The sequence below is a fragment of the Candidatus Woesearchaeota archaeon genome (genome assembly GCA_016187565.1).
Lineage (GTDB): Archaea > Nanobdellota > Nanobdellia > Woesearchaeales > JACPJR01 > JACPJR01.
This window is the reverse complement of sequence record JACPJR010000003.1, coordinates 31540-56823: the sequence shown is the minus strand read 5'-3', so window position 1 is coordinate 56823 and position 25284 is coordinate 31540. Positions and strand designations below refer to the sequence as shown.

The 25284-nt window shown below is 40.9% G+C and carries 23 protein-coding genes and 1 tRNA gene; 10 read left to right on the top strand and 14 right to left on the bottom strand.

What is annotated here, in order from left to right; translation table 11 throughout:
• Positions 1–20 precede the first annotated feature (20 nt).
• Positions 21–1292 (bottom strand): hypothetical protein, encoded by a 1272-nt coding sequence (locus HYW21_00685; GenBank protein MBI2547844.1) that lies wholly within the window; start codon positions 1290–1292, stop codon positions 21–23.
• Positions 1293–1843: 551 nt separating this feature from the next.
• On the opposite strand from HYW21_00685, the gene HYW21_00680 reads away from it, so the two are divergent.
• Entirely contained in the window at positions 1844–2668 is an 825-nt protein-coding gene (locus tag HYW21_00680; protein MBI2547843.1) for a hypothetical protein, read from the top strand.
• Here the strand turns inward: HYW21_00680 and topA are convergent.
• The 5 genes from topA to HYW21_00655 form a co-directional block, all read right to left on the bottom strand.
• Entirely contained in the window at positions 2655–4997 is a 2343-nt protein-coding gene (gene topA / locus HYW21_00675) for a DNA topoisomerase I (GenBank protein MBI2547842.1), read from the bottom strand. The two genes, HYW21_00680 and topA, sit on opposite strands and share 14 nt — an antisense overlap.
• 74 nt (positions 4998–5071) lie before the next feature.
• Positions 5072–5926, bottom strand: a complete 855-nt coding sequence (nadC, locus tag HYW21_00670; protein ID MBI2547841.1) for a carboxylating nicotinate-nucleotide diphosphorylase — start codon at positions 5924–5926, stop codon at positions 5072–5074.
• A 44-nt stretch (positions 5927–5970) separates the two neighbouring features.
• Positions 5971–7887, bottom strand: a complete 1917-nt coding sequence (gene thrS / locus HYW21_00665; protein MBI2547840.1) for a threonine--tRNA ligase — start codon at positions 7885–7887, stop codon at positions 5971–5973.
• 2 nt (positions 7888–7889) lie between these two features.
• Positions 7890–9200 (bottom strand): serine--tRNA ligase, encoded by a 1311-nt coding sequence (gene serS, locus HYW21_00660; GenBank protein MBI2547839.1) that lies wholly within the window; start codon positions 9198–9200, stop codon positions 7890–7892.
• A gap of 88 nt (positions 9201–9288) precedes the next feature.
• Positions 9289–10710: a hypothetical protein gene (locus HYW21_00655; protein MBI2547838.1), complete on the bottom strand. Its 1422-nt coding sequence runs from the start codon at positions 10708–10710 to the stop codon at positions 9289–9291.
• A gap of 115 nt (positions 10711–10825) precedes the next feature.
• Between HYW21_00655 and HYW21_00650 the strand changes: the two genes are divergently transcribed.
• The 3 genes from HYW21_00650 to HYW21_00640 all read left to right on the top strand — a co-directional run bounded on the left by HYW21_00650 (position 10826) and on the right by HYW21_00640 (position 14878).
• Positions 10826–11572 carry a hypothetical protein gene (locus tag HYW21_00650; GenBank protein MBI2547837.1) on the top strand — a complete coding sequence of 249 codons (747 nt, stop codon included), beginning with the start codon at positions 10826–10828 and terminating at the stop codon, positions 11570–11572.
• A gap of 70 nt (positions 11573–11642) precedes the next feature.
• The gene (locus HYW21_00645; protein ID MBI2547836.1) at positions 11643–12905 is read left to right on the top strand and encodes an aminotransferase class I/II-fold pyridoxal phosphate-dependent enzyme; all 1263 of its coding nucleotides are present in this window, start codon (positions 11643–11645) and stop codon (positions 12903–12905) included.
• Positions 12851–14878: a transketolase gene (locus HYW21_00640; protein MBI2547835.1), complete on the top strand. Its 2028-nt coding sequence runs from the start codon at positions 12851–12853 to the stop codon at positions 14876–14878. The genes HYW21_00645 and HYW21_00640 overlap by 55 nt, the downstream gene beginning before the upstream one ends.
• Before the next feature lie 27 nt (positions 14879–14905).
• Here the strand turns inward: HYW21_00640 and HYW21_00635 are convergent, their stop codons facing one another.
• Positions 14906–15394: a YfcE family phosphodiesterase gene (locus tag HYW21_00635; protein MBI2547834.1), complete on the bottom strand. Its 489-nt coding sequence runs from the start codon at positions 15392–15394 to the stop codon at positions 14906–14908.
• A gap of 134 nt (positions 15395–15528) precedes the next feature.
• Complete coding sequence (locus HYW21_00630) at positions 15529–16683, bottom strand: isocitrate/isopropylmalate dehydrogenase family protein (protein ID MBI2547833.1); 1155 nt, start codon at positions 16681–16683, stop codon at positions 15529–15531.
• 214 nt (positions 16684–16897) lie between these two features.
• Between HYW21_00630 and HYW21_00625 the strand changes: the two genes are divergently transcribed.
• Positions 16898–18211, top strand: a complete 1314-nt coding sequence (locus HYW21_00625; protein MBI2547832.1) for a hypothetical protein — start codon at positions 16898–16900, stop codon at positions 18209–18211.
• 42 nt (positions 18212–18253) lie between these two features.
• Here HYW21_00625 and HYW21_00620 read toward each other — a convergent pair.
• Positions 18254–18361 (bottom strand) — tRNA-Ala (locus tag HYW21_00620).
• 119 nt (positions 18362–18480) lie between these two features.
• Between HYW21_00620 and HYW21_00615 the strand changes: the two genes are divergently transcribed.
• Positions 18481–18651, top strand: a complete 171-nt coding sequence (locus HYW21_00615) for a DUF1931 domain-containing protein (protein ID MBI2547831.1) — start codon at positions 18481–18483, stop codon at positions 18649–18651.
• On the opposite strand, the gene HYW21_00610 is transcribed toward HYW21_00615, so the two are convergent.
• Positions 18648–18917 (bottom strand): hypothetical protein, encoded by a 270-nt coding sequence (locus tag HYW21_00610; GenBank protein ID MBI2547830.1) that lies wholly within the window; start codon positions 18915–18917, stop codon positions 18648–18650. The genes HYW21_00615 and HYW21_00610 overlap by 4 nt on opposite strands.
• The gene (locus HYW21_00605; GenBank protein MBI2547829.1) at positions 18914–19573 is read right to left on the bottom strand and encodes a hypothetical protein; all 660 of its coding nucleotides are present in this window, start codon (positions 19571–19573) and stop codon (positions 18914–18916) included. Before HYW21_00605 ends, HYW21_00610 begins: the two co-directional genes overlap by 4 nt.
• 388 nt (positions 19574–19961) lie before the next feature.
• Here HYW21_00605 and HYW21_00600 point away from each other — a divergent pair, with 388 nt between their 5' ends.
• Positions 19962–20345, top strand: a complete 384-nt coding sequence (locus tag HYW21_00600) for a hypothetical protein (protein ID MBI2547828.1) — start codon at positions 19962–19964, stop codon at positions 20343–20345.
• Between the two features lie 20 nt (positions 20346–20365).
• On the opposite strand, the gene HYW21_00595 is transcribed toward HYW21_00600, so the two are convergent.
• Entirely contained in the window at positions 20366–20692 is a 327-nt protein-coding gene (locus tag HYW21_00595) for a hypothetical protein (GenBank protein MBI2547827.1), read from the bottom strand.
• Between the two features lie 277 nt (positions 20693–20969).
• Here HYW21_00595 and gltX point away from each other — a divergent pair, with 277 nt between their 5' ends.
• The 3 genes from gltX to HYW21_00580 all read left to right on the top strand — a co-directional run bounded on the left by gltX (position 20970) and on the right by HYW21_00580 (position 23964).
• Complete coding sequence (gene gltX / locus HYW21_00590; GenBank protein MBI2547826.1) at positions 20970–22643, top strand: glutamate--tRNA ligase; 1674 nt, start codon at positions 20970–20972, stop codon at positions 22641–22643.
• 139 nt (positions 22644–22782) lie between these two features.
• On the top strand, positions 22783–23118 hold the full coding sequence (locus HYW21_00585) for a hypothetical protein (GenBank protein ID MBI2547825.1): 336 nt from the start codon (positions 22783–22785) through the stop codon (positions 23116–23118).
• Positions 23119–23139: 21 nt separating this feature from the next.
• Positions 23140–23964: an SAM-dependent chlorinase/fluorinase gene (locus HYW21_00580; GenBank protein MBI2547824.1), complete on the top strand. Its 825-nt coding sequence runs from the start codon at positions 23140–23142 to the stop codon at positions 23962–23964.
• Between the two features lie 47 nt (positions 23965–24011).
• Here HYW21_00580 and HYW21_00575 read toward each other — a convergent pair whose 3' ends face one another.
• Together HYW21_00575 and HYW21_00570 are read right to left on the bottom strand one after the other, a co-directional pair.
• Positions 24012–24797 (bottom strand): nucleotidyl transferase AbiEii/AbiGii toxin family protein, encoded by a 786-nt coding sequence (locus tag HYW21_00575; GenBank protein MBI2547823.1) that lies wholly within the window; start codon positions 24795–24797, stop codon positions 24012–24014.
• The gene (locus HYW21_00570; protein ID MBI2547822.1) at positions 24785–25276 is read right to left on the bottom strand and encodes a hypothetical protein; all 492 of its coding nucleotides are present in this window, start codon (positions 25274–25276) and stop codon (positions 24785–24787) included. The genes HYW21_00575 and HYW21_00570 overlap by 13 nt, the downstream gene beginning before the upstream one ends.
• Positions 25277–25284 lie beyond the last annotated feature (8 nt).

Genomic DNA, 25284 nt, shown 5'->3' with positions numbered 1-25284 from the left:
GCATTGTTTCAATTCATGAACTAACCAGACCTCAATGCAAGGTTGCTGACCCATTTCCTGGTTGACGCTTTTTTTCGAATGAATTCATGATGAAGTCTTCGATGATAACGCCAGCGTGAGATTCTACTCCAGAGAATAACCGTTAAACCTGCACCAACACTTTCCGTAGTACCAACTGCCGCTAGTACCCAACCATTGTACATCAAGCCAGAAATTGCTGCAAGGATACCCATAACAGGTGCTAGCAGAGCTCCAATCAACAACCCAAATCGAGCAGGATTGGTAAAATCTTGGCGTAATGCCTCTTTTATTTTTTCCCAACGAGTATGGGGCTTTAATTTCTTTTCACGGATTAAATTTTCAACGCTGTGATGGTACATACCTATACTAAGAATTGCGGTTGTCAATGATAATGCGACTGCACTTAATCCAAAGATAATACCTGCAATAATAACCTGACCAGAAACAAGAAAGTGTTCAACCTGAAAAACACCGTAAGTTGCTAGAATAAAAACAGGAACAAGAATTTTCAATCGATTGATGAGATATTTCCATGAAAACCCCGATCCCCGTAATGCCATGAGCTCAGCAGACTCTCCCATCACATCATCGGCACTTGCAGCAAATACCTTCCCTAATCCGTGAGTAACCCGCTCAAGGATATGTGCGATAGGTCCAACAATAAGCATTGCCTTGATAATCGTTTGCGCAACCTCAGTACGCTCATGAGCATTATCACTAATGATACGGTAAATAATGTAATCAATGGCAAGAGGATAAATGATGTCGTTCATATGGGTGACAAAATCCTGCTCGGTTTGCGTAATACCCTTATTATCAATGTCAATAAGCACAATTTGTTTGAATTTCGTTTTATAACGCAGGATTGTTTTAAGGTCATGTTCAAGATTTATCCCCTGCTCATTTGCTCGTTCGATATCCGCTTGAATGAAAATTGGCATCTTATCATTTTTGAGAAGATCAGGTAACCAGGTTGTAATGCAGTAATGCTGCGAATAAATACTAATGTGAGAAACCGCCTTCAATAATGAATCAGGGGTTTTCTCAAAGGTTCGTACCCCTATTGCCTTTCCTTCTTGGACTAAGGCAATGAGCTTTTCTCTGTTGTGGGGTGTCTCTTTGAGAATGTATTTGAGCTCATCAGGAAGGTAACGATCATACGGGCGCGTTAGCTCTTCTGCAACAGAAACTACCTTCAATGCATAATTTTCTTCTTCCCGCTTGTGCTTAGGCTGGAAGTAACGATCAATATGATGCTTCAGAGTACGCATAATCCTGGCACACGAATATCTATGCCATTTCGGCAAGAGTTATGAGACAGAGTATATAAATCTGCGTATAGAACAAAAAGAAAGAAAAACCGCCAGCGCCCGGACTTTCCATCACGAATCCCTTCATGATTTTTGAATTTCCCAACCCTGCCAAAGTGATGAGGCGGACTGAGACGTTAGTCGAAGTCCTCCGCTTTTCTATGAAATCTTTGGCAAAGATTTCCGGGATACCCCGAAGGGAACAGGCTCTCAAGGCCTGCGCAATACCAGGTTATGCGACGCTGGCAGTATTTCGAAGAGAATAACGAACTTATATAAATATTTGCAAAATATTCAAGAGAAACCCGACACCCCTCATCACAGATGGTGGGATTGCTCGCTCCCTTCGGCCGCTCGGTCGGGTTTCTAAGAATGAGAGTATTCTGGATGCAGTTACTGCTTCCAAACCACCAGTCAAAGACTGGATGGAATACTCACATTTAAGTCAGATCCTTAACTGAAGATATAAAAAAGAGTTCTTTTTATAAAGGATCATCTATTTTTTCCGGTATATGTGGCAAAAAAAGATCATAGAATGTAAGCCGAGAGTTATTTCCTATACCCTTGATAGAAGTAGTGCTCATGGACTACCTTCTGAGATTGAGGATGCAACATTTGTTACGCGTGAACGTCAAGGAAGCAAAATCACCTTTCATAGTTTACCTTCTCTTGGTCTTCGTGGTGGTATCCTTGATAGCGATGTTCAACCTCATTCAGTAAGACTTGGTATTCAGTTACGAATTGAAACCGTTAGTTATAACATAAATATCCATTTCTACGATGACCATGAAATAGCAGGGCTTAGAGAAGAAGTAAGGGGACATTACAGACCAATTCTCGATAGCAATCTTGAGCGTTGGATGGATATACAGACTGAGGCAGAAAGAGAAGCCGAAGCATGCAAGGAATTATATCAACACCATTGCCGCGAGTGCGTTGATGGAAGAACAGCTGAAAAGGTAGCGACTATCCTCACGGATCATCGTATTTATCCTTTGGATTTGCTCTTTTTGCTTGATAGAGCAAGAAGCATCGAAGAAGGGGAATCAAATATTGTTCAGTGTAAAAATGACCTACTGGCGAAGGTTGCTGAGTATGAACAAAAAGGCTATGTCATTGTGGAAAATTGTCAGCGAGGATATCGAGGTTCAAGCAAATCACAAGAAGTTCATGCAAACGCTCCGCTCAGCGATACAGAGCGAAGGATCGTTTTACCGTTAGCATTATTCACCATTAAAACGCTTCCTGAACTTGAGGAACCTTTCAGAGAAAAAACATACTATCAAGAAAAGTTAGCAAGGCTTTGCCAGGTTCTTGATCGTACTAGCGCTTCCTAACTCCTTTTGGCTTTTTTTGGCGTTTTGGATTTTTAGTTACGGGCTTTTTATCTTCTGCTATTTTATCTTCTGCTACTGGAGGTGATGATACTGTTAGTTCTTTTTCAGACGAGATTGATGGCTCATTCTTGGCACCAATGTTTTCAGTGAACTTACATTTCGGATATCTACTGCAACCATAGAAGCTGCCATAAATCCCTCGGCGAAGAACAACAGATCCATCTTTACACAGTGGACAGGGTTTGGTAGAACCGTTTGCTATAGCTTCCATTTCCTTTTTCGCATGGACATCAGTAATTTTTTTCGAGGGACATTCGGGATTAATACAGATATTTTGAGGCTGCTTACCTTTACGGATAATAGTAATCTCAGGATACTGACACTGAACACAGGCCTGTTTTGAAGGCTTAATAAGACCAAATTGTGGAAGCTTAAAGGTTGCAGTGCATGCCGGGTATGCAGTACATGCAATAAATTTACCGTATTTTCCTGACTTCATGGTAAGTTGGCCCTTTCCACAAACAGGACATGGCCCGAGTTCGTTCATAGCCTTCCGGGTTTCTTGTTCAGCAGTAATTAACCCTTGACCTATCTTCTTTTCTTTTTCTTTAAACTCTTTAAGAGTTTTAGTGAGCACTTCTTTCGCTTCAGCAAGCACGGTAACAGGCTTTTTCTTTCCTTCACGAATCTCTTCCATTTCTCCTTCAAAATGCCTGGTAAGTTCCTCGTCGACCATCATGGGGGTGTATTGACCCATCATGGTAACGGTTGCCATACCGAGATCAGTTGCATGGATGGGATCTTCATAGACATATCCACGTTGAAATAAGGTATCAATAATGCTTGCCCTCGTTGACTTTGTTCCTAGTCCCCTAGCCTCAAGTTCCTTGATAAGTGAAGCCTGCGTATAGCGTTTTGGCGGTTGGGTTTCTTTATCGTGGAGAAAAATCTCTTCTACAGAAACCTGATCCTTCTCTTGGACCGGAGGAAGTTCCTCTTCCTTGAATTTAGCATAGGGACCATAAAGCTCATGCCATCCTTTCACGACGGTTCGTGTTCCTTTGGCTACAAACGGCTCTGCCCTTACTTCCAGCGTAATGGTGTTTGTTTCTCGAAGCGCAGGATCCCCAAAGGTTGCCAAAAAGCGTCGTACAATAAGATCATACACTCTCACTTCATTGCCCTCCATTTCCCCGACAATACCGGTAGGATAGATTGCAGGATGGGCAGGATCTGTTTTCTTTCCATTATTCGGCTGGAGCGTCTTTTTTTGTAAGAGTTTTTCACAATAAGCCTTATACTTATCCTGCTTTCCTACATTGGTGAGAAGATGTTTATACCCAATAGTAGGAGGTAACTGCTGGGAAGATGTTCTCGGATAAGAGATATATCCAGAAGTATACAATTCCTGCGCAATCTCAAGCGTATCTTTTGGTTTGATATGAAGATGACGAAATGCTTCGGTTTGAAGGGTTGTTAAATCAAAGGGAACTGGTGGAGGCTGTTGCATCTGACTCCGCTCAATCTGCACAACCATGCCTTGTTTGCAGTCCTTAATTTTAGTAAAGATACGAGTGGCATCTTCCTTGTTCCAAAACTTATCCTGTTTATGCCACGCCTGCAACATACCATTGTTCACTCTTCCGTGGAGTTCAATCTGCCAATAAGGAACAGGAATAAACGCCTTAATTTCCTTTTCCCGGTCAACAATAATCTTTAACGCCGGTCCCTGCACACGACCAGAACTCAAAACTTTAAAACGTCCACTTTGACGGATAGCTGCTGAAAGTGCTCTGGTCACATTAATGCCATAATACCAGTCCAATTCATGTCGTGTTTCACCTGCATTTGCCTGTCCCCAATTAAGGGTAGGAGATTTATGGTCATAGGCTTCAACGATGTCGGGCTTGGTCAACGTCGAAAACTTCATACGATGAGCATCCTTCTGCTTACAGATAAACCGAAGGATATTCAAGCCAATAACCTCTCCTTCAACATCATAATCACAAGCAATAGTAAACTCACGCGCATCCTTTGCGAGTTTCTTGAGCAGTGTGTAATACTTTTTTGCATACCTCGCGTCTTTACTCATATCAGCAGTTAACTTCCATTCGACATCAAATTGCGGATACGTCCAGGTTGATTTTCCTTTTTGGGCTAATCCATACAGATGACCGACAGCAGCAGCTACCACAATGTCCTTATTGCCACGGGTTATTTCATAATAGGGAACGCCCTGATATACCTTTTTAATCGCTTTCCCATTTGCCAACGCCTCTGCAATTTTTTGAGCAGCTTTTGGTTTTTCGCTGATAATCAATTCATACATAGAAGCCACAAAAACGCTGAATCTTTTATAAATATTTGTGTATCAACCAAGAAATCTGCAAAAATGAAGATACTTCACGAGGAGAAATCAAGACTCATATCTAAGGGCTTTGCCCCTAAGGTTAAGGCAGATCCAATGGAAATATAATCAACCCCACATGCAGCAATCTTTCGAATGTTCTGAAGCGTCACACCACCAGAGACTTCAATCTTCTTTTTTTTCTGAATAAGGGAAACGGCTTGTTTTATTTCAGGAAGAGACATATTGTCGAGCATTATCAGATCAGCTTTTGTCCGCAAGGCTTCCTTTACTTGGTCAAGGTTTGCGACTTCTACTTCAAGAGTATAGGCACGATGATGTTTTCGATGATGGGTTACGACTGCATTTACCGCATCGGTGAGTGAGCCATTGGCTTTGAGGTGATTATCTTTAATGAGAACCATGTCATACAACCCAAAGCGGTGGTTCTTTGCACCGCCGATACAGACAGCATACTTTTCAAGCATGCGTAAACCCGGATGGGTTTTTCTGGTGTCTAAAACCGTAACAGGGTAGTTTTTTACCAGTTCCACAAACGCATGGGTCTGCGTGGCAATACCTGATAAAACCTGGAGAAAATTCATCAGTGTTCTTTCTTTTGTTAAAATAATTGGGGCAGGCCCTTTGAGAGTAACAATGTCCGTTCCCTTTTGAGCAAGATAACCCTCCTTGACATGGAGATGAAATTCAACAGGATCACCACGAAAAATAGTAGAAAGGAGAGGAAGTCCGCACACAACACCAGCTTCATTGAGCAAAATAGTTGCAGCTCTCCTCTCTGAGGTTGTAATAACCGAAGCCGTTGTTACATCACCTGAACCTATATCCTCTTCAAGAGCAAGAGCAATAATCTTCGTAATAAGTCTTTCCTCTAATTCATGATCAGCCATAGGAAACATTGTACTCATATCATTACTCCTTGCCAGACTCATGCTCATATATCCAATGATAATGCACGACTATTTTTGAGTAAAATAACCTTGGGGATAAAATCAGCAAGTGGAACACCAAATGTTACCTTTCCATCAAGCGTGCGAACAGCAACAACCTTTTCGTTCATTTCTTTTTCACCAATGGTAAGCATGAACGGAATTTTCATCAGCTGTGCATCTCTTACTTTTTTAGGAATAGATTGACTTCGCAAATCCATTGCTGACCGTATGCCCTGTTCTCGTAACTTTGCATGTATTTCTTCTGCATACGGATTAAAACGGTCGGCAACGGTCATAATGATCACTTGCGTTGGACTCAACCAGAGAGGCAACTTACCTGCGTACTGCTCAATAAGAATTCCCACAAATCGTTCGAGGCTTCCTAAAAGGGCACGATGCACCATGACTGGACGGTGTTTTTGGCCATCAGCTCCCTCATACGAAATATCAAAACGTTCAGGCATAGAGAAATCAACCTGAATAGTTCCACACTGCCATCGCCGTCCCATACAATCTTTAATATGGAAATCAATCTTTGGTCCGTAAAATGCACCATCGCCAGGGTTGATCTTATAAGCAATTTGCTTTTCCTGAAGTGCCTGGGCAAGTGCAGATTCTGCTTGTTCCCATACTGCATCACTTCCCATTGATTTTTCAGGCCGTGTTGAGAGCTCGATATGGTAATCAGTAAAGCCAAAAGTTTTGTAAATTTCCTGGACTAGGGCAATAACCTCTTTGATCTGGTCTTTCAGCTGCTCAGGCAAACAAAAAATATGCGCATCATCCTGGGTAAAGCTGCGTACACGGAATAACCCATGGAGTACACCAGACAGTTCATGACGATGGACATGGCCTAGTTCAGCATTTTTAATAGGGAATTCACGATACGAATGTATCTTGCTTTTATAGACGAGCAATCCGCCAGGACAGTTCATTGGCTTTACTGCATTTTCGGTTCCCTCAATGGTTGTAAAATACATATTTTCCTTATAATGATCCCAGTGTCCAGAACGAAGCCATAACTCTTTATTCAGAATAATCGGTGTTTTGATCTCATCATAATCATGTCGGGCATGCATTTCTCTCCAATAAGTGATGATTTCATTCCAAATAATCATACCATGAGCGTGCCAGAACGGAAACCCTCTTCCCTCGTCATGAAAGCTAAACAGATCAAGCTGCTCTCCGATCTTCCGATGATCCCGCTTTTCTGCTTCCTGAGCACGTTGGATATAGTCGGCAAGTTGTTTTTTTTCAGGAAAACTAACACCATAAATACGCTGCAAGGCCTGCTTGGTTGCATCACCTCTCCAATAACAACCAGAAACCTTGGTGAGTTTGAACGCTTTAATTCTACCGGTTTCAGGAATATGGGGCCCTCGACAAAGATCCTTGAAATTGCCATGTTGGTAATAGCTAAGCGCTTTTTCTTCCTTTGCAAGCTCTTCAATAATTTCAAGCTTGTAGGGATTGTGTGAAAAAAAATTTTTTGCTTCAGCAATAGAAATTTCTTTGCGTTCAAAAGAAACATTACTGGCAACGATTTTTTGCATTTCTCCTTCAATAGCAGCAAGATCTTCTGGCGTTAATGGTTGCACATCGAAGTCATAATAAAATCCACCTTCAATCGACGGCCCAATGGTCGGTTTTGCATGAGGAAATACTCTCGTTACTGCTTCAGCAAGGACATGAGCAGTGGAATGATGGAATACCTCCTCACCTTCATGGGTATCAGAAGTTATAATTGCAATAGCCGCATCCTGGTGTATACTATAAGATAAATCAACAAGTTTATCGTTTACTGTTCCTGCTAATGCATCTCGTCCCAGACGCTGACCAAGATCAAAGGCAATGTCTTTCAAGGTTATACCTTGAGGGTACTGCTTGCTCTTTCCGTCAGGAAACGTAATCGTAATCATACTCATGGTCTCACCTCAGGTACTGCGTTGGTGGATAATGCTTTTGTTATTGAACTCATGCCATCCATTAAGGGATGAAGTACTGGAGGAAGCAGTATGTTACCATTTTGCTGTTGGTAATTTTCAAGGATTGCAACGATTACTCTTGACGTAGCCAAGGCTGTACTGTTCAGGGTATGCACATACTCTCGGTTTTTGCCATCAGTCCACCGGATGTTTAAACGTCTTGCCTGATAATCAGTACAATTACTACAGGAAATAATTTCACGGTATGTATTCTGAGCAGGCATCCAACATTCAATGTCATATTTCTTTGCGGCAACCGTACCAATATCAGCTGCACACATGTTCATGATCCGAGCATGAAAGCCAAGATCATTGACCAACGCAAGGGCATTATTCAAGAGTTCTTCATGAAATTTCCACGAATCTTCAGGCTTGCAGATAATAATCTGCTCAACCTTATGAAACTGATGAACACGAAAAATGCCTTTCGTGTCTTTTCCATGGCTTCCTGCTTCCTTGCGAAAACAAGGACTGATACCAACAAGCTTTACAGGAAGATCTTTTTCATCAATAACTTCGTCCAGGTATTGGGCCGTTAAGGGATGCTCAGAGGTAGCAATAAGGTAAAGATCATCATTTTCGATTTTGTAGAGTTCATCTTCAAAGAAGGTAAGATCAGTAACGCCAGTGTAGGGCTTTCTGCGCATGAGATAGGGTGGCTGGATAAGCATGTACCCTTTCTTGCGCAGTGCATCGATGGCAAATCGTTGCAAGGCAAGATCAAGAAGAGCAAGGGTATCTTTCAGGAAGTAGAACCGAGCACCAGCAATCTTTGCTGCTCTTTCCAAATCAACTAAGCCAAGTTCTTCAAGGAGATCAACATGACTTTTCAAAGGAAAGGAAAAGGATGGCTTTGTACCAACATAGGCAACAGCTTGATTATCTGCCTCACTTTTTCCGTCGGGTACAGACGCATGGAGGATGTTAGGAAGGCTCATCAGATAGTAATCAAGCTTTTCTTTAAGTTTTGCAGTTTTTGCTTCTTGTGTTTCAATATCCTTAGGAATTTGCTTGACTTCTGCTATTTTTGGTGAGATATCTTTTCCCTGCTTTTTCAGAAGATTAATCTCTTCCGTTACTTTATTACGTCGATGACGAAGTTTCTCCAGTTCTTGTAAGCAGTCTCTCCATTGCCCATCAAGCTGGAGAATGTCATCTATCCATGAGAGCTTACTGGTCATATCCCGCTTTACCAAATCCTTTCGCACAATTTCTGGATGTTCTCTGATAAGCTTAATGTCTAACATTTCAAGAGCAAAAATAGGGGCTATTATAAAAAGGTTTTGCGTGGCTATGGGGGAAGTCGAGGAGGAGAAGAAAATAGCAGGAGATAACCTACTCCTGTGATGATTCAACCAGAATGGTGTATTCCTCTGGTGAAATTCCTTTGGTATTTACTCGAATAGTTGGCCTTAGGTGACGTATTGCTTCATACATCCTTGCGATCCAGTCAAGAACTTCTTTTCTGGCAACCTGTGAAATCAATGGAACCAAATCTGTTGACATTTCAAGAGTATCATAAGGAACCTCTTTTGCTGTATATTTTTCACGTTTCTCTTTCATAAGATCGCGAAATGCTTCAGTTCCAGGCAAGACTTCAATAGGGTTTAACTCTAGATCAGTAATGGTTGGATACTTTTGCACCAGTGCTGTTATTATCTCAAGATTCTTCGATAATGTTTCCGGGCTTTCATTCGGACCGCCAAATACAAAACTCAACCTCATCGGAATCCCATACTGATCAAGCAGATCAATAGCCCGCTTGCTAGACATCATGTCAGTTTCGCGGCTTTCTGAATGGGTGAAATGAATTTTTCCTTTTCTATGGTTCTCAAGAGCTGCATTTTCAACCCCAAGATAAACCGTAGCACGTAATTTCTTGAGGAGAGGCATAACTTCTGGCGTTAATTCGTGGGCATTCGCAAAAAGATGATGGAATTGTGGATTAAACCAATCAGGCATAGCATCGGCAAACGCCGTAAATAGTCGAGGATTACGTAATGCAGAATCTGCAGAATTAAAATAATGGGTAAGTCCAAGATCAAAAGCATCCTTGATTTCATGCCATACTCTTGCAACTCTTGTATCGATTTCATCTTTTGTTTCCGGATTACCCATACCTAAACGTCCACAAAAATAACATCGTTTGTCTGCAATAAAACAATCATTTCCCATCAAGTAAGTAGTCCCTGTATTACCCGTAATGTTATCCAGCAAACCATAATCCACAGCAACATGTAACCAATCTAATCTTGTTACTAGCGGAGAAGGAGGATTTCCACGTATTGTTCCATGGTCTCTAAAGGTAAGCCCAGGAATTTTATCAAGAGGAGTTCCGATAATTATTTCAGGAAGAACACGCTCCGCCAAATAATCAACGCCATAGGTAATATAAGGACGTGCTCTCATCAGATGAGCAGAGTGATATCCCGCAACTTCTGGACCGCCAACAATAACATCGATACCAGTTTCAGCACACTGCTGCGCAAGGTGAAAACCATGAGAGGTGTTTCCCGATAACAACGACAAGCCAACAAGAACTCGATCGTATAATGCATGTAATTCCTGGATTTTTTGCCACATCTGTTCAGGTGGTGTTCTCACAGGATCAAAAACAACAACGTGTGTTTCAGGAGATCGTTGCTTAACTGCTGTGCCAAGAACTAATTGCCCTAAGGGAGTTGTATATGATTCTGATAGTATCCTTGCTAAACTAGATTGCGGTAACACTCCTACATAGGCATCATATCGTTGCATAGTTGAAACACACCCCTCCCTCATTTAAGGATTGCTTTGTACTATAAAAAGATTATTTGTCCAAAAATGGACTACAGGAGTAAGATTTAAATAGTTCGCTATCAACTAGGGGATGATGAGCGAAAAAGAAGAACTAATAAAGATTGGATTAACACAAAGAGAATCAGATGCTTATCTAACACTTTTGCAACTCCAAGAAGCTACCGTTAAAGAAATTTCAGACAAAACAAAAGAATCAAGAACCCATCTGTATGACACCTTGAAAAGCTTGATTGATCGTGGCTTAGTATCCTATGCCATCAAGAATAATATCAAGTACTTTCATGCCGCTCCACCTGATAGATTGCTTGATTATCTCAAAGAAAAAGAAACATCAGTTCTGCGTATCTTACCTCTTCTCAAAGAACTGCACAAACCAAAAATCAAAAAGCCATTAGTTGAAGTCTACGAAGATAAAGAAGGAATGAAAACCATTCTCAATGACATTATCAGAACGAAAAAAGAATGGCTTGCTCTGGGGAGCACTGGAAAAGGGCCTCATGTCCTGCCGTTATTTTTTCTCGAGAGATTTCACAAGGAACGAGTAAAGAACAATATCCGATTAAAAGTCTTGTGCAATCGAACACGAGAAGGCAAACAAAGAGGAAAGGAGTTCCTCAAATATCCGCTTACTGAAGTAAAATATCTGCCGAAGACTCACCAAAGTCCAACAACCGTCTATGTCTATGGGAATAAAGCAGCAATTTTTATGTGGTTGGCAGGAGATAAACCTTTTGCAATTCTCATTGCAAGTCCTGAAATAAGCAATTCCTTTCAATCATATTTTTATCTCCTCTGGAAAACCTCGCAAAAAGCACCATAACTACACTTTTTCGTAGTTATGATTTAAATAGCATTATCTTATCTGAGAGAAACAAAAATGGCGGTGTCGTATGCAATCGTTGTTGCAGTCTCTCTCTCAAAGGACAAAGCGCTTAGGTACAGAAAATGCGTTTGTTGTTCTTGCCGAAGTTAACCAACGCATACGTAGAGGTAAAGACATTATCAATTTCTGTATTGGCCAACCTGATTTTCCAACACCACAGAATATCAAAAAAGCTGCTATCAATGCTATTGAACAAAATAAGAGTAGTTATACTGATGCTGCAGGATTATATGATGTTCGCGTAACACTTGCAAACTATCTCACCAAGAGCAGAGCTATTCCTGTTCATCCAGAGCATGTTGTTATCGCCAATGGCGCAAAACCATTTATTGCCTTTGCTATTCTTGCTACGACTGACTATGGAACTGGTGATGAGGTGATCTATCCGAGTCCAGGATTTCCAATTTATGAATCACAGATTATGGCAAACGGTGCTGTTCCTGTTCCAGTTCCGCTTGTAGAGGAAAATGGATTTGGTTTTGATTTAGATATCTTAAAGCAAAAAGTAAACAGCAAAACAAAACTATTGATCATCAATTCTCCCCACAATCCTACTGGTGGCGTCCTACAAAAAGAAGATCTGGTTGAAATTGCAAAACTAGCCATGCACTACCATTTCTGGATATACAGTGATGAGCCGTACTGCAAATTAACGTACGATGCACCCTTTGTAAGTATTGCCTCACTTTCCGGGATGTATGCCCAAACCATCATTGTTGATGGTGCTTCAAAATCCTATGCGATGACGGGCTGGAGAATGGGATTCGCTGCAAATCCCACACTAGCGCCATACTTTGCAACATGGATGGCAAATACAGAATCATGCGCAAATCACATTGCTCAGTGTGCACTCAAAGAGGCTTTCTCAGGTCCTCAAGAGGAATCTGATGCCATGATGAAGAGTTTCAAAGAACGCCGTAATCTTATGGTAAAAGTGCTCAACATGATTCCCGGAGTTCATTGTCATATGCCTGGAGGAGCTTTCTATGCGTTTCCCAATGTGACTAAGGCATGCTATTCACTTGGGCTTCCCAATGCCGAGGCCTTTCGTACACTACTACTAGAAAATGGCGTTGCTGTTCTTGCAGATATTCATTTTGGACCAAAGAATCCTGGTCAAAAGCAAGAGTATATCCGCTTATCCTATGCAACTGCTCCTGAAAAAATAATCGAAGGATGTCAACGGATAAAGGCGGTAGTTGAAGGAAAAAAGACATGGGAATTATCGACGAAACAGGGAACGAGCATACCTACACCATTGACGCACTAGAACGGGCTGCTCAAGAAATGAGGGGCTATGCACTTATTGCATTGTATTGTGCAAAATCCGGTCATAGTGGCAGTTGCTTATCATGTATGGACATTCTTGCAACATTGTATTGCAGAGTCATGAGACATATGCCTTCTCGCCCATCATGGGATGAACGAGACCGTTTATTTTTTTCAGCAGGCCATAAAGCACCTGCATGGTACACTGGTTTAGGGTATACAGGATACTTTGACATCAAGGAACTTGCAACATTACGCAAGTTCGGGAGCCCTTTTCAGGGTCATCCTGACCGGAAAAAGCTTGTAGGCATTGAACTCTCCTGTGGTTCTTTAGGTCAAGGATTAAGTGTTGCTGTAGGCTCTGCACTGGCAGCGAAATTAGATAAAAAATCATATCGAGTTTTCTGTTTGATGGGAGATGGAGAACAGCAAGAAGGTCAGATCTGGGAAGCAGTTATGGAAGCTGCTCATTACCACCTTGATAACTTGGTAGGCATTGTTGATAAGAACGAATTACAGATTGATGGATTTGTTAAGGATGTTATGAACATCGATCCGCTTGATGAAAAATACCGAGCATTCGGTTGGCATGTTATTTCATGTAATGGTCATGACATGAGCGATCTGCTGCATGCATTCAAAGAGGCCGAGATTACCAAAGGAAAACCAACAGTTATCATTACAAAGACCATCAAAGGAAAGGGCGTAAGCTTTATGGAAAACCAAGTAGGATGGCATGGAAAAGCTCCAAATAAAGAGGAACTGGAACAAGCATTGCAGGAACTTGGTCTAGCTTACCTACCCAAACAAGAGATGATTCACCATGCAGAAACTTTCCAAAACTTAGTGGAAGAGGAGATAAAAAAACAGATGCCACAATTCAGCCGAGACTACTGGTGGAATACACAGGACAGAATGAAAGTAGAAATGAAACCAACTCGCTTGGGGTTTGGTGAAGCACTAAAAGACACAGATGACACCCGCCTTGTTACCTTAGGAGCTGACATTTCTGGCTCAATAAACATCAATATGTTTCAGAAAGAACATCCTGAGCGAAAGGATAGATCTTTGAGTATGGGTATTGCTGAACAATCTGGTACCTGTGTGGCAGCAGGATTGGCAAAAGAAGGAAAGACTCCTCTTTTTGGCACGTATGGTGTCTTTGCTGCCGGAAGAGCGCTTGATCAGCTGCGAACAACCGTCTGCTATGGAGACTTTAATGTCAAGATTGCTGGTGCCCACGGAGGTATTTCAGTAGGACCAGATGGAGCGACACATCAAGCATTGGAAGAGATCTTTCAGATAACAGGATTGCCAAACATGCGGATGCTCATTCCCTGTGATGCCATTGAAGCGAAAAAAGCAACACAAACAATGATAGAATGCATCAATGGCCCATGTTATTTGAGGTATGCACGAGAAGCAACACCCCTTGTTACCAAAGAAACAACACCATACCAGCATGGTCGAGCAACAATTATTCGCTACACCGGCAGAGAAGAAGCACAATTCAGAGAGGCATTTACCCATACATTTGCTGATGAAGCAGCACATTACGAAAACCATATCACTATCGTCAGTTGTGGACCTGAAGTAGCTGAAGCCATGCGTGCTGCATGGATATTAGCTGCAGAGTTTGGTATCACTGCGCAAGTCCTTAATCTCTCAACAGTAAAGCCCCTCGATACTGAAGCTATTATAAAAGTAGCAACTGAAAGTGGAGCTATAGTAAGCGTTGAAGAACATCAAAAAGGTGGTTTAGGAAACCTTGTTGCTGCAGTCATTGCAATGCATGATTTTCCTGAAAAGGTGCTCTTTAGGATGATAGGTATTAATGATACCTTTGGAGAGTCAGGAAATCCCTGGGAACTTATCAAGGCTTTTGGCTTATCTGCCGAACATATCGCTGTAGCAGCAAAAGAACTTATCATGAAAAAACCGCTCACAAAAAACGTCGTTCATAAATGCACATAACCGCAACCTACAGTAACCTAAAATAATCTATAACTCAACAAAACGTGACTCTCCTGTCCGAGGATGCAAGAACGCAACGGTTGGCTTGTCAATATTTCTTGGGTAAAAAGCGCCGGGATTAATGACGCGCGTTTTTTTAACCTTACCATCTCTACGCTTATGATCATGACCATGGAGTACGTAATCATACTGGCCACAACTCATGAGCAAATCAAGGAATACAGGATTCGTACCGTGATAAGCAGCAAACCTTTTCCCTTCATGGGAAAATTCAGCAAAATCCGATTCATAGAACAAACCATTGATCTCTTTTATTCGTTGCGCAATCAGCAGCAAATGGCCGTCGCAGTTTCCATGAATAAAGCGCATCGGTAATCCTTGAAATAAAAGAACACTCGCAGGAGCACAGATATCGCCTAGATGAAGAACAAAATCTGGCTTCTCTGCTTTTATTAATCGTACTGCTTTCTCAATCAACGGCGTATTATCGTGCGTGTCTGCAATGAGAGCAATCATAAAGTACCTCAGCCACCTTCATGGTGTGAAATAAAAAAAGACGGCAAAGTATAAATAGGTTTCTACTGTGAAAATAGTCAAAGAAATAAGCAGAGTATTGAGTTATTTTGAGATAAATTTACTTTCTCTGTCGTTTAATTCATCTGTTCAAGAACACGATTGGTTATTTCAGTAGATGATTGTTTACCCTGAGACCCTCTTCTAAATGTTTCTGCAGTAAATACTTTCGTATCAAAGAGAGATTGAACTGCTCTGTTAATAGACATAACCGAGCTCGATTGACCAAGATGATCAAGCATCAATGCTACGGCAAAAATAGTTCCTAAGGGATTAGCTTCGCCGGGTTTTAAGTCAGGGGCTGTTCCATGAGTAGGTTCAAAAACAGAAAATTGTCTTGGATGAATATTTCCTGATCCCGCCATTCCCCTTGCACCTGTTAATCCTGAAGCAATATCGCTGACGATATCGCCAAATAAATTCGAGGTTACAATGATATCAAATGAACTAGGATTCGTTGCCAATTCAGCACAGGCGTCATCAATGTATTTTGCATTGGTGCGTATGTCACCATATTCCTGCTTAACTCTTTCAAACGTTTCTCGCCATATCAGCCCTATATCACCATTCATAACATTCGCTTTATCTACTAACGTAACTGTTTTTCTTCCATGTTCCCGAGCATATTGAAATGCATAGCGAATAATTCTTTCTGTTCCCCTTCTGCTAGCAATAACTGATCGTACTGCGTACTCCTCAGGTTCTCCTCTATAATGGATTTCTCCTTTGCTAGTATAACAGTCTTCAAGATTTTCTCTGACAACAATGACATCAAGATCTTTTGGAGTAACACGTTTAAGGATACACATCTCCTCATCGTATAATTTGACTGGCCTGAGATTCACATACAAGTCTAAGGTTGGGTGCCATCGCAATCCTCCGATAATTGCACGTTCAACAACACCACGCTGAACACGTGGATCACCAATTGAACCAAAGAGCATAGCATCGTCATTTTGTCGTAGACCTGCAATGAATTCCTCTGGAAGAGTAAGACCTTTGTTATCAGACGCAGCAAGAGGAGATTCTCTATTAGGGACATAGAGTCCAGAACCGTCCTTAACTACATGTTTTTCATCAATAAGGTACTGTGACGACCATGGTGTCTGATGAAGAGTAACTTTAAATCCACTGTTTTCAGCTGCCTTTTCAAGGACTCTGCATCCTTGTTGCACAACTTCAACACCGATTCCATCACCTGGAAGTATGGCAATATTATAGTGTTTTTGCATGATGATGGAGCGATTTTTGCTTTATTTTTAAAGGTTTATCTTTTTTTGTTCTTATCCATCACTAATCACTTTTTCAATAACTTTTAAGCAACACATTTATAAAAAAATCAATTTTTGTGTTTGTTTATCTATGAAGTGGAAAAAGATCTGGAGTAGAGAATATTCTGTACAGTACTGTGAGATGGCACTCCATTCACTTGGAAAAAGGGCAAAGATGCTCGATTATCCCATACGTCATCAATTGATTCTGCCGGCAAATCATAATCAGTGTTGCTATTTTGAGGAAACTGAAGAGCAGGAATTCATGGAGCACATTATTCAGAAATTCTCAGGGGATGAAAAAAAATTTCGTTTGTTTGTGCATGAACTCTACAAGCTTGGTGAGGAATACGTGGCGTATGCACAACGTCTTGGCCAACAAAACCTTGAAGAAATGTCTCTTAAAGGACTTGCACAATGCTACCGGGAATACCAACAACGTGCACTGGACTATTGCTGTGTGCTCTGGCTCGGCTATTTATTAAATGAGTACTGGACAAACTACGGGAATACATTGCTCGGAAATGTTGATAATAGTGTTCGCACAGCGCTCTTTAAACCGCAACAGAAAAGTACCGTAGTTATTATGCAGGAGCAAGCGCAACGGATTGCACAAATCATGAGCGAGAATGAAAAACATGCTGCAGTTGAACGATTTTGGAAAACCTATCAGTGGTTACCGTGCTTAGATCTCCACAACACACCATGGACATTAACACAAGTAGAAGCATACATCAAAGAGGTAAAACCATCCTCTAATACTTTGTCAGAACTTTCTCTTGATGATGCAGTCCAACGTGCCAACCTGAATACAAAAGAACAGGGAATATTCAAGATGATCGCTGAGCTTGCCTACCTCAAAGATAAACGTGATGACTTCAGAAGACAGGGGATATTCTCTATTCAGCCATTCTTCACTGCTCTTGGAAAACGCATGGGTTTATCACTCCAAGAAATAGCATATCTTACTGAGAAAGAAATTCTTGCGGCCTGTGAAGATGCTGTTTCAACCACTCTTCCTGAGAAAACGCTTAGTGCACTTATTGCTCAACGTAAACAAGGATTTTTGATGTACCTTCAGAACAATGAGACCAATACAACCATCTGTGTGACAGAACATATTCCCAAAACACTTGCACAACTCGGTTTCAAAGAAGATGCTATTGACCAAACCATCATCAAAGGAATGGGAGCAACAAAAGGAAAAGCAAAAGGCAAGGTTGCGATTGTAAGAACTGTTGGAGATCTTCGTCATGTTACTCCTGGATCTATTCTCGTTGCTGTAACCACGCATCCTGACTATGTCCCTGCGATGCAGAAAGCAGCTGCGATTGTCACTGATGAAGGTGGACTTCTCTCGCATGCAGCCATTGTCAGCAGAGAGTTGGGATTACCGTGCATCGTTGGTACGGGCAATGCAACGAAAGTCCTGAAGAATGGAAACTTTGTTGTGGTTGATGCTGATACGGGCGTGGTGTGCATTTTATGATTCGGATGTTCAGTTAAACACTTGACTTAACTTGAGAAATAATGGACTGGCCGGGATTTGAACCCGGAGCCTTCCGCAAGCCAAGCGGACGTTCTAGTCTCCCACGTTACGTACCGTTACGGTATCGTGTCCGGATTGAACTACCAGCCCCTAAGTCGTGGGTACATCATACCCTTTATATATTTGTTGGCTCAGATCTTTTTCCGCAAGAAATGTTTATATAGACAAGCACCTCCTAGATAATCAAACACGATAACGGATGTGATACTATGACTGAATCTATTATTATACGAAGCAAATTAAAAGATTTAGTTGGGGAGTTTAATATTGCTGGAGATTTTGCCGATGCCTTGAATGAAAAAGTAAAGGCACTCATTAAAGAAGCATGCATACGCGCAGAGGCCAATGGCAGAAAAACCGTGATGGGAAGAGATCTTTAGCTAGTGTTTGCTGTTTGCTGGAGTCGTTCCTTAAGTTGAGAAATACGCTGAGCAAGGGCCTCCATAAGGACTGGATCATGCGCATTATTTTCCTGCAATTGGAGATACTTCTGTTCGATAATTATTAACAATTCTTGTAGTTTTTTGGTATTTTCTGAAGGTGATGCTTGAGAAGGAGACAAAGAAACGACCGTGCTTTCTCTGGTTTGGGCTGCACGACATAAATGCAGCAAAAGTCTTCTCACCTGCTGCGTTGTCTGGATCATTTTCTTAATCGTCCAAAAAGCGTTTTCTTTCGTGGATCATCAAAGCCAGTCGGAATAGGCGCCTCGGTGAGTGGAGGAACCACTGGTGGGGTTTCGAATAACCCAGTAACGTCATTACTCTGATCTTTCGGTGGCTGCCAGGTTGGCTGTGGTTGGCGTTCTTGTCGTGATGGAGGCGGTGAAGGAATTGGTGGTGGTGGAGGTGACATCATCGCAGGACGTCGTGGCATAGAATATCGTTTCATGAGCGAAGCCTCGTCCTTCCGTTCTTTCAACTCCTTGAGCATTTCTGCAACAGTAACAATGCCTTGGGCAATTTTCTTATTCTGTTCAATAAGTGTATCTATTTTCTTTGCAAGACTTTCGTCATGGAGTTTTTGTTCAGGCTGCAACTGGACCTCTTCCTCTTTCAGATCTTTTGCTGCAGTACTAAATAACTGATGGAGGTCTTTCATAGTATGAGAAAGATCGCGAAGAGCGTCCAAGAGTGTATCAGTGTTGGTATTCTCGCCCAAAGGATTCTTTTTAAGACGGTCAAGCTCTTTCCTAATCTCGACAATTTCTTTTTGGGGCATTAACTCATACGAGTCATCTGCTTCTTCTGCCATATTCTCCTCTTTTTTTACAGAAATGTTTGACATCCTGATGCTCTGCATACTGCAAGCTCTGATGTATTTAAACGTTTCGATTTTAAAAGCTTCATCCAAAAAAAGGGTTAGCAGCTCAAGTCAAAGTCCCATCACATTATTGAATCCAACCGACAAGGGGGATGTCCCTTACGGGGAATGTCGGCGATCATACACAATATACAGGACTTTGAAGCTGCTAACTTGAGCGTTAGCGAATTGTTGGATGAAGCTGATTTTAAATTTCAACGATGTTACGCAAACGTGTATGGGTTTGTTAGTGAAGAATGAATGATCTACAAACCACCCCATAATCTATAGTTCATGAGAGTAATATAAGATCTCAGGCATTGGTATACAAAAGAGTAACATTTATATAGAGGAGGATATTTTGTATACGTTGGGGGGTGTAAAAACGATGGTAATACTCTTTGATCGTTTCAATTTACCTGAGGACATATACGAAATTATCTTTGCGACTGACCAACAGCGGATTGTTGGAAAATTGCTGATCAACTATCTCAAAGAAAAGGGCGGAGAGATAACCAAAACAGAGATGTCCATGTTTGCAACAGATCTGCATGAGGGAAAGATCGTTACGACCTTAGACAAGCCACCCTATCTCGGTAAAAAGGTCAAGATTTCTTACAACAAGCGTCAATTCTACGATAGAATCCTAACGCCAATGAAGGCCATGGGACTTATTGATTATGATCTCTATAAGAAAACATACCGTATTTCTGATAAGTTCAACAAGGCCATGATTAAAGTAGGGCTGATGTGGGTTCGTGAGATTCGATAAGTGAGTGCATCAAACATTGGCTAATCGATTTCCTTTGCATGAATTGGTTTTATCAGAATTCCCTCTGGCTTTTCCTCAAAAACACCATAGTCTCCTGGTTTTATTTTAAAATTTTTTACAACTTTTGTTGGAAGTCTCACAACCATTGAATCCCCAAGAATACCAAATTTCCTGACAAGCTGTCTTCTTCCAGTTTTGATATCAAACTTGATAAGTTCACTTGAAGTAAAATATTCTTCCCCACATTTAGGGCATTTTAAGCAGCTTAGGCTAATTCCTTCTTTTACGCATTTACTAATCTGAACGTCTGTTCCACATTTATAACAAGTTCTCATGAACTTTTTCATTTTTGGTTTTTGGATACTAATACGTGTTCTCCATCATCCAGTATATCTAACACAAATTCTACTGGTTTTCTTAAAGTATCAAACTCTTCTTTAAAGTGCCATGTAAACACTAACAGCTTACCTCTCCAGTACAAATCTTCGAAAAATATCTCTATCACCTAAAAGATATCTATAGTAAAGCATAGATACTTATAAGCTTTTCGATTGAGAAACAGTTTCTAGGGGAAATGACACTACAATACGAAGATTTATATGGGAAATATTATCTCACTGAACCATGGACATGCAAAAAGTTATTCTTGCTGCTGCTGTACAAAATGCCTGCAAATTTGCGGGAAAAGCGAACCCCAATGCAGTACTCGGCATTCTTCTTGCCCAACACCCAGAGTTACGAGCAAAGGCTAAAGAACTTATGCCAGCCATTAACGCTCTTGTTGCTGAGGTAAACCAAAAGACAAGCGAAGAACAAGTGCTTTTATTGGACAGTTTGGGAGGAACATCACAACCCAAAAAACAAGAACGAGATATGTATGCTTTTCTGAAGATCACCGAAGGAGAAAAGATCGTTAGTGCATTTCCACCTGAACCCAGTAAATACCCCCATATAGGCCATGCCAAGGCTATTCTCTTAAATTACAACCTTGCAAAAAAATATCATGGCATGTTTGTGCTCCGCTTTGAAGACACGAATCCTGCACTTGCAAAGGAAGAATTTTACAGGATTCATCTTGAGAATTATCAATGGATAGGTGTGCAGTGGGACAAACTCGACTATGCCTCTGATTATCTTGACCAATTCTATGCATATGCAGAACAGCTCATCAAGAGCGGAAATGCCTATGTTTGTTCCTGTACAAGTGAAGTTATCAAGGCAAATCGCTTTAAAGGTATTCCTTGTACCTGCCGTATAACAAGTGTCAAAAAAAACCAAACTGCTTGGAAAGCAATGCGCAAACAGGATGAAGGAACGGCAATTCTCCGATTGAAAATTAAGGTTGATCACCAGAATACAACGATGCGAGATCCTACGATCATGCGCATTGTTACTGCGCCACATCCACGAGTAAAGACAAGGTACAGGGTATGGCCTACCTATGATTTTGTTAACGCTATCATGGATGGCATTGAAGGAATTACTCATCGCTTGAGGAGTAAAGAATTTGAGATGCGTAATCCTTTACAGCGTCATATCCAGAAACTCCTTAACCTTCCTGAAACAACGGTTGTGGAGTTTGCCCGTTTCAATCTTGAAGGCGTTGAAAGTAGTGGAAGAATTATCCGTGAAAAAATTAATGCTGGGGAACTTATTGGCTGGGATGATCCACGCTTGACAACCTTAGTTGCATTGCAACGACGAGGATTCTTGCCTAAAGCCATCCAGCAGTTTGTGCTCAAAACAGGAATTACTAAAGCAGAGGCAACCCTAACCTGGGATGACTTAATCATGCATAACAAGCGATTATTAGATGCGCAGTGTAACCGGTATTTTATGATCGAAGATCCGGTGAAAGTAACTATCGAGGGAACACCAACAAAACAGGTAGAACTTAAACTTCATCCTGAAGATCCAGAACGTGGAAAGCGAAGATTTACCCTGAGCCAGGAATTTTACCTTGAGAAACAAGACTTTAAACAACTCGAGGATGGAAAGCTCTACCGCCTCATGGATTGTCTGAATTTTGTTAAAAAAGGAAAATCTCTGTACTTTGACTCGTTTGAGGTAGCTGTCTATAAAGCAAAAGGAACAAAGATCATGCATTGGCTTCCTGTCCAAGACACCCTTATCCCTTTAGAAGTCATGATGCCCGATACCACACGGAAAAAAGGCCTTGCCGAAGCAACGATTAAGGATCTCCCGGAAAAAACCATTCTTCAATTTGAGCGAAAGTTCTTTGCCATTCTCGATAAAAAGCAAAAAAACAAACACGTGTTCTGGTATACTCACGCTTAGTGTTTCATTACCTTAAACAAATGAGAAAATTGCTACCAAAAAGTATAAATAGGAGTAGTGCTTTTTGTATAGTAAAATACATTACTCAAGAGTAGCATACTAAAGAAACTATTACCAAAGGGCAACAAGAGGTGATTGCATGCAAGCCGTAACCTTTGCTGATATGATAAAATATCTCAGTTATGAAGAATTGGAACATGTCCACAAAGATCTGACAAGCGGTGGGTTTCATGCGAAAAAAGCAGTTGCTGAGCAGCTTGCTGCACTCGAGCAGAGCGAGGCAACGCATTGCACGGTTTGTGGTGAAGACCTCAATCTCGAGGCATTTAACAATTATGCCATTCTTTTTGGGCCAAAGGGATTCAGAAAGAAAGCATCCTTCTGTGCACTTGATTGTCTGGAATATTTTGTTACAGGATTGAAGCAAACCAAGAACACGAAAAAACAACAGGAACAAAATTATTTAAATAAGTGATTTCTTTTACTCAGTAATCCCATGAAACAAGCAAACAGACCATTCATCTCATTAACGAGCGATTTTGGTGTGCAGAGCCAAGGTGTTGGTATCATGCATGGGGTTGCCCTATCGATGTGTCCAGAAGCAACCATCATTGATTTAATGCATGGCTTGCCGAGCTTTACGATTATTGCAGGCGCACGAGCAATGGAAACGGTTTTTTATCTGCCGAAAGGATGTCATGTCTGTGTTGTTGATCCAGGGGTTGGAACCAAACGCAGAGGACTAATTATCAAGGTTGGTCGAGGAGATTATCTTATTGGGCCGGATAATGGTGTTCTCATTCCTGCAACACGATTTCTTGGAGGGATAACTCAGGTAAGAGCAATTACTCATGAAAAATATATGCGCCAGCCCGTCTCGCCTATCTTTCATGGTAGAGATGTCTTTACTCCTGCAGCAGCACATCTTTGTAATGGTGTTTCTCTAGAAGAATTCGGCCCTGAGGTTCCCATAAAGGATCTGGTGCATGCGCCTTACGAAGAAGCACACGTTGATCAGAAAACCTTGTGCTTTGATGCTACGATTATTAGCACCAATAAGTTCGGTTCATGCCACCTCAATATACGGTCTGAGAAGCTTGATGTCCTAAAACCAACACTTGGGCACGAGCTCGTCCTTCTGCACAACAATAAAAGAATCATGCTTCCTTATAGCCGTACATTTGGTGATGTCCCTGTTGGCAAGCCCTTGATTATCAAGGACGATTATGGCAGGGTTGAACTTGCAATTAACCAAGCCGATTTCTGTAGGCATTACGGTACCAAACTTGGCGACAGCGTCAGATTGACGAAGAAAGAGTAAGTACCTATTTTTCCAAGTTCGTCAGCAGTCGGTTCACTCCAATTTGACTAAGCCTCTCTATAAATGTTCATCATTTTTCGTTTCTTTTTTTCCGCTACATAGTTAAAGTATTCTTTTAAGGTCTTCATCACTTCCTGAAACGTAATTGCTTCTGTTGTTAATGGTGATAAGTCATTTTCCCACTGCCGGTAAACTTTATTTGCCTGATTGAATATTTTGAAGTTGTCAAATTCTTGATGATGAAGTTTACTTTTTTCTTTTACTAAGCCTACGTCTATCGGTATTCCCTTTTTGATGATGTGATATACATCAAAATAGTCTCGAGCTTTATTTCTATTTATCAACGCGCATACTTTTTCTGCAATGAGTTCTTTTTTATTTAAGGTATTAACCGTAATGAGTAGCTCATAAAAATTAGGGATAGGGTGTTTTTCTGGAGGCAGAGAGAGTTTTGCTCGCTTATTAAAATCCAAGAGCAATAATGCTTCTTCCCTGAAGTAGCTCTTATAATACAGTAAATACCGTGTAAAGCCATAAACACGTTTATCGTACGTCAACTTAGTAAAAATGTTCTTATTGTTGCTGATAATCTCTTCGACTATCCCTTTTATATTATCCATGGGAATAGTAATGGTAAAATCCAAATCTTCTGAAAGTCTTATCTGCTCCAGAAAAATTTTGTTTAACGCAGTGCCTCCTTTGAAATAAATGCCACTTTTGTCTTGAATGAAATAAAGAAATAACGTTAAAAAATAATCTTTCTCTATCATGATTGGGTCTTTTCTTTGCTGACCTGCAATAAAATGTATTTTGTTCTCACTTATGAGCTCCATTTTTTACTGAGCCTCTTCGTTGCAATATTCACCGGATGATTTTTAACAAGTATTGTTGTATATTTTTTAGGATCTATCGTTGCTTGCCTTTTAAAACAAAGTTTGGCATTAAAAAAGACCATACATCCCTGCTTGTTGTTGCAATATACATCAATCTGAACGGGAATTTGCTCAATGAGGTGCCAATAGTTTGCGGCACTTATACCTCCGATATAATAGTTTTTGCCATTGAATATTTCATCTACAATAATATAGGGATGTTCTGCCCAATATCCTTGATATGCCTGAATTGGTACAAGGTAGTATTTTCTCTTGTTTATTTTAACGATTCTTTTTTTCTTCTTGAGCTTGCTGAGATAAAAATTCATCAGATTCGTATTTTTAAAAAATGGTTTAATGTCATCTCTCGTAAAAAATCGTTTATCCTCTAGTTCAAGCCATGATATCATTTCAATTTCCTTGTTAGAGATTCCCTTCATTTTACATC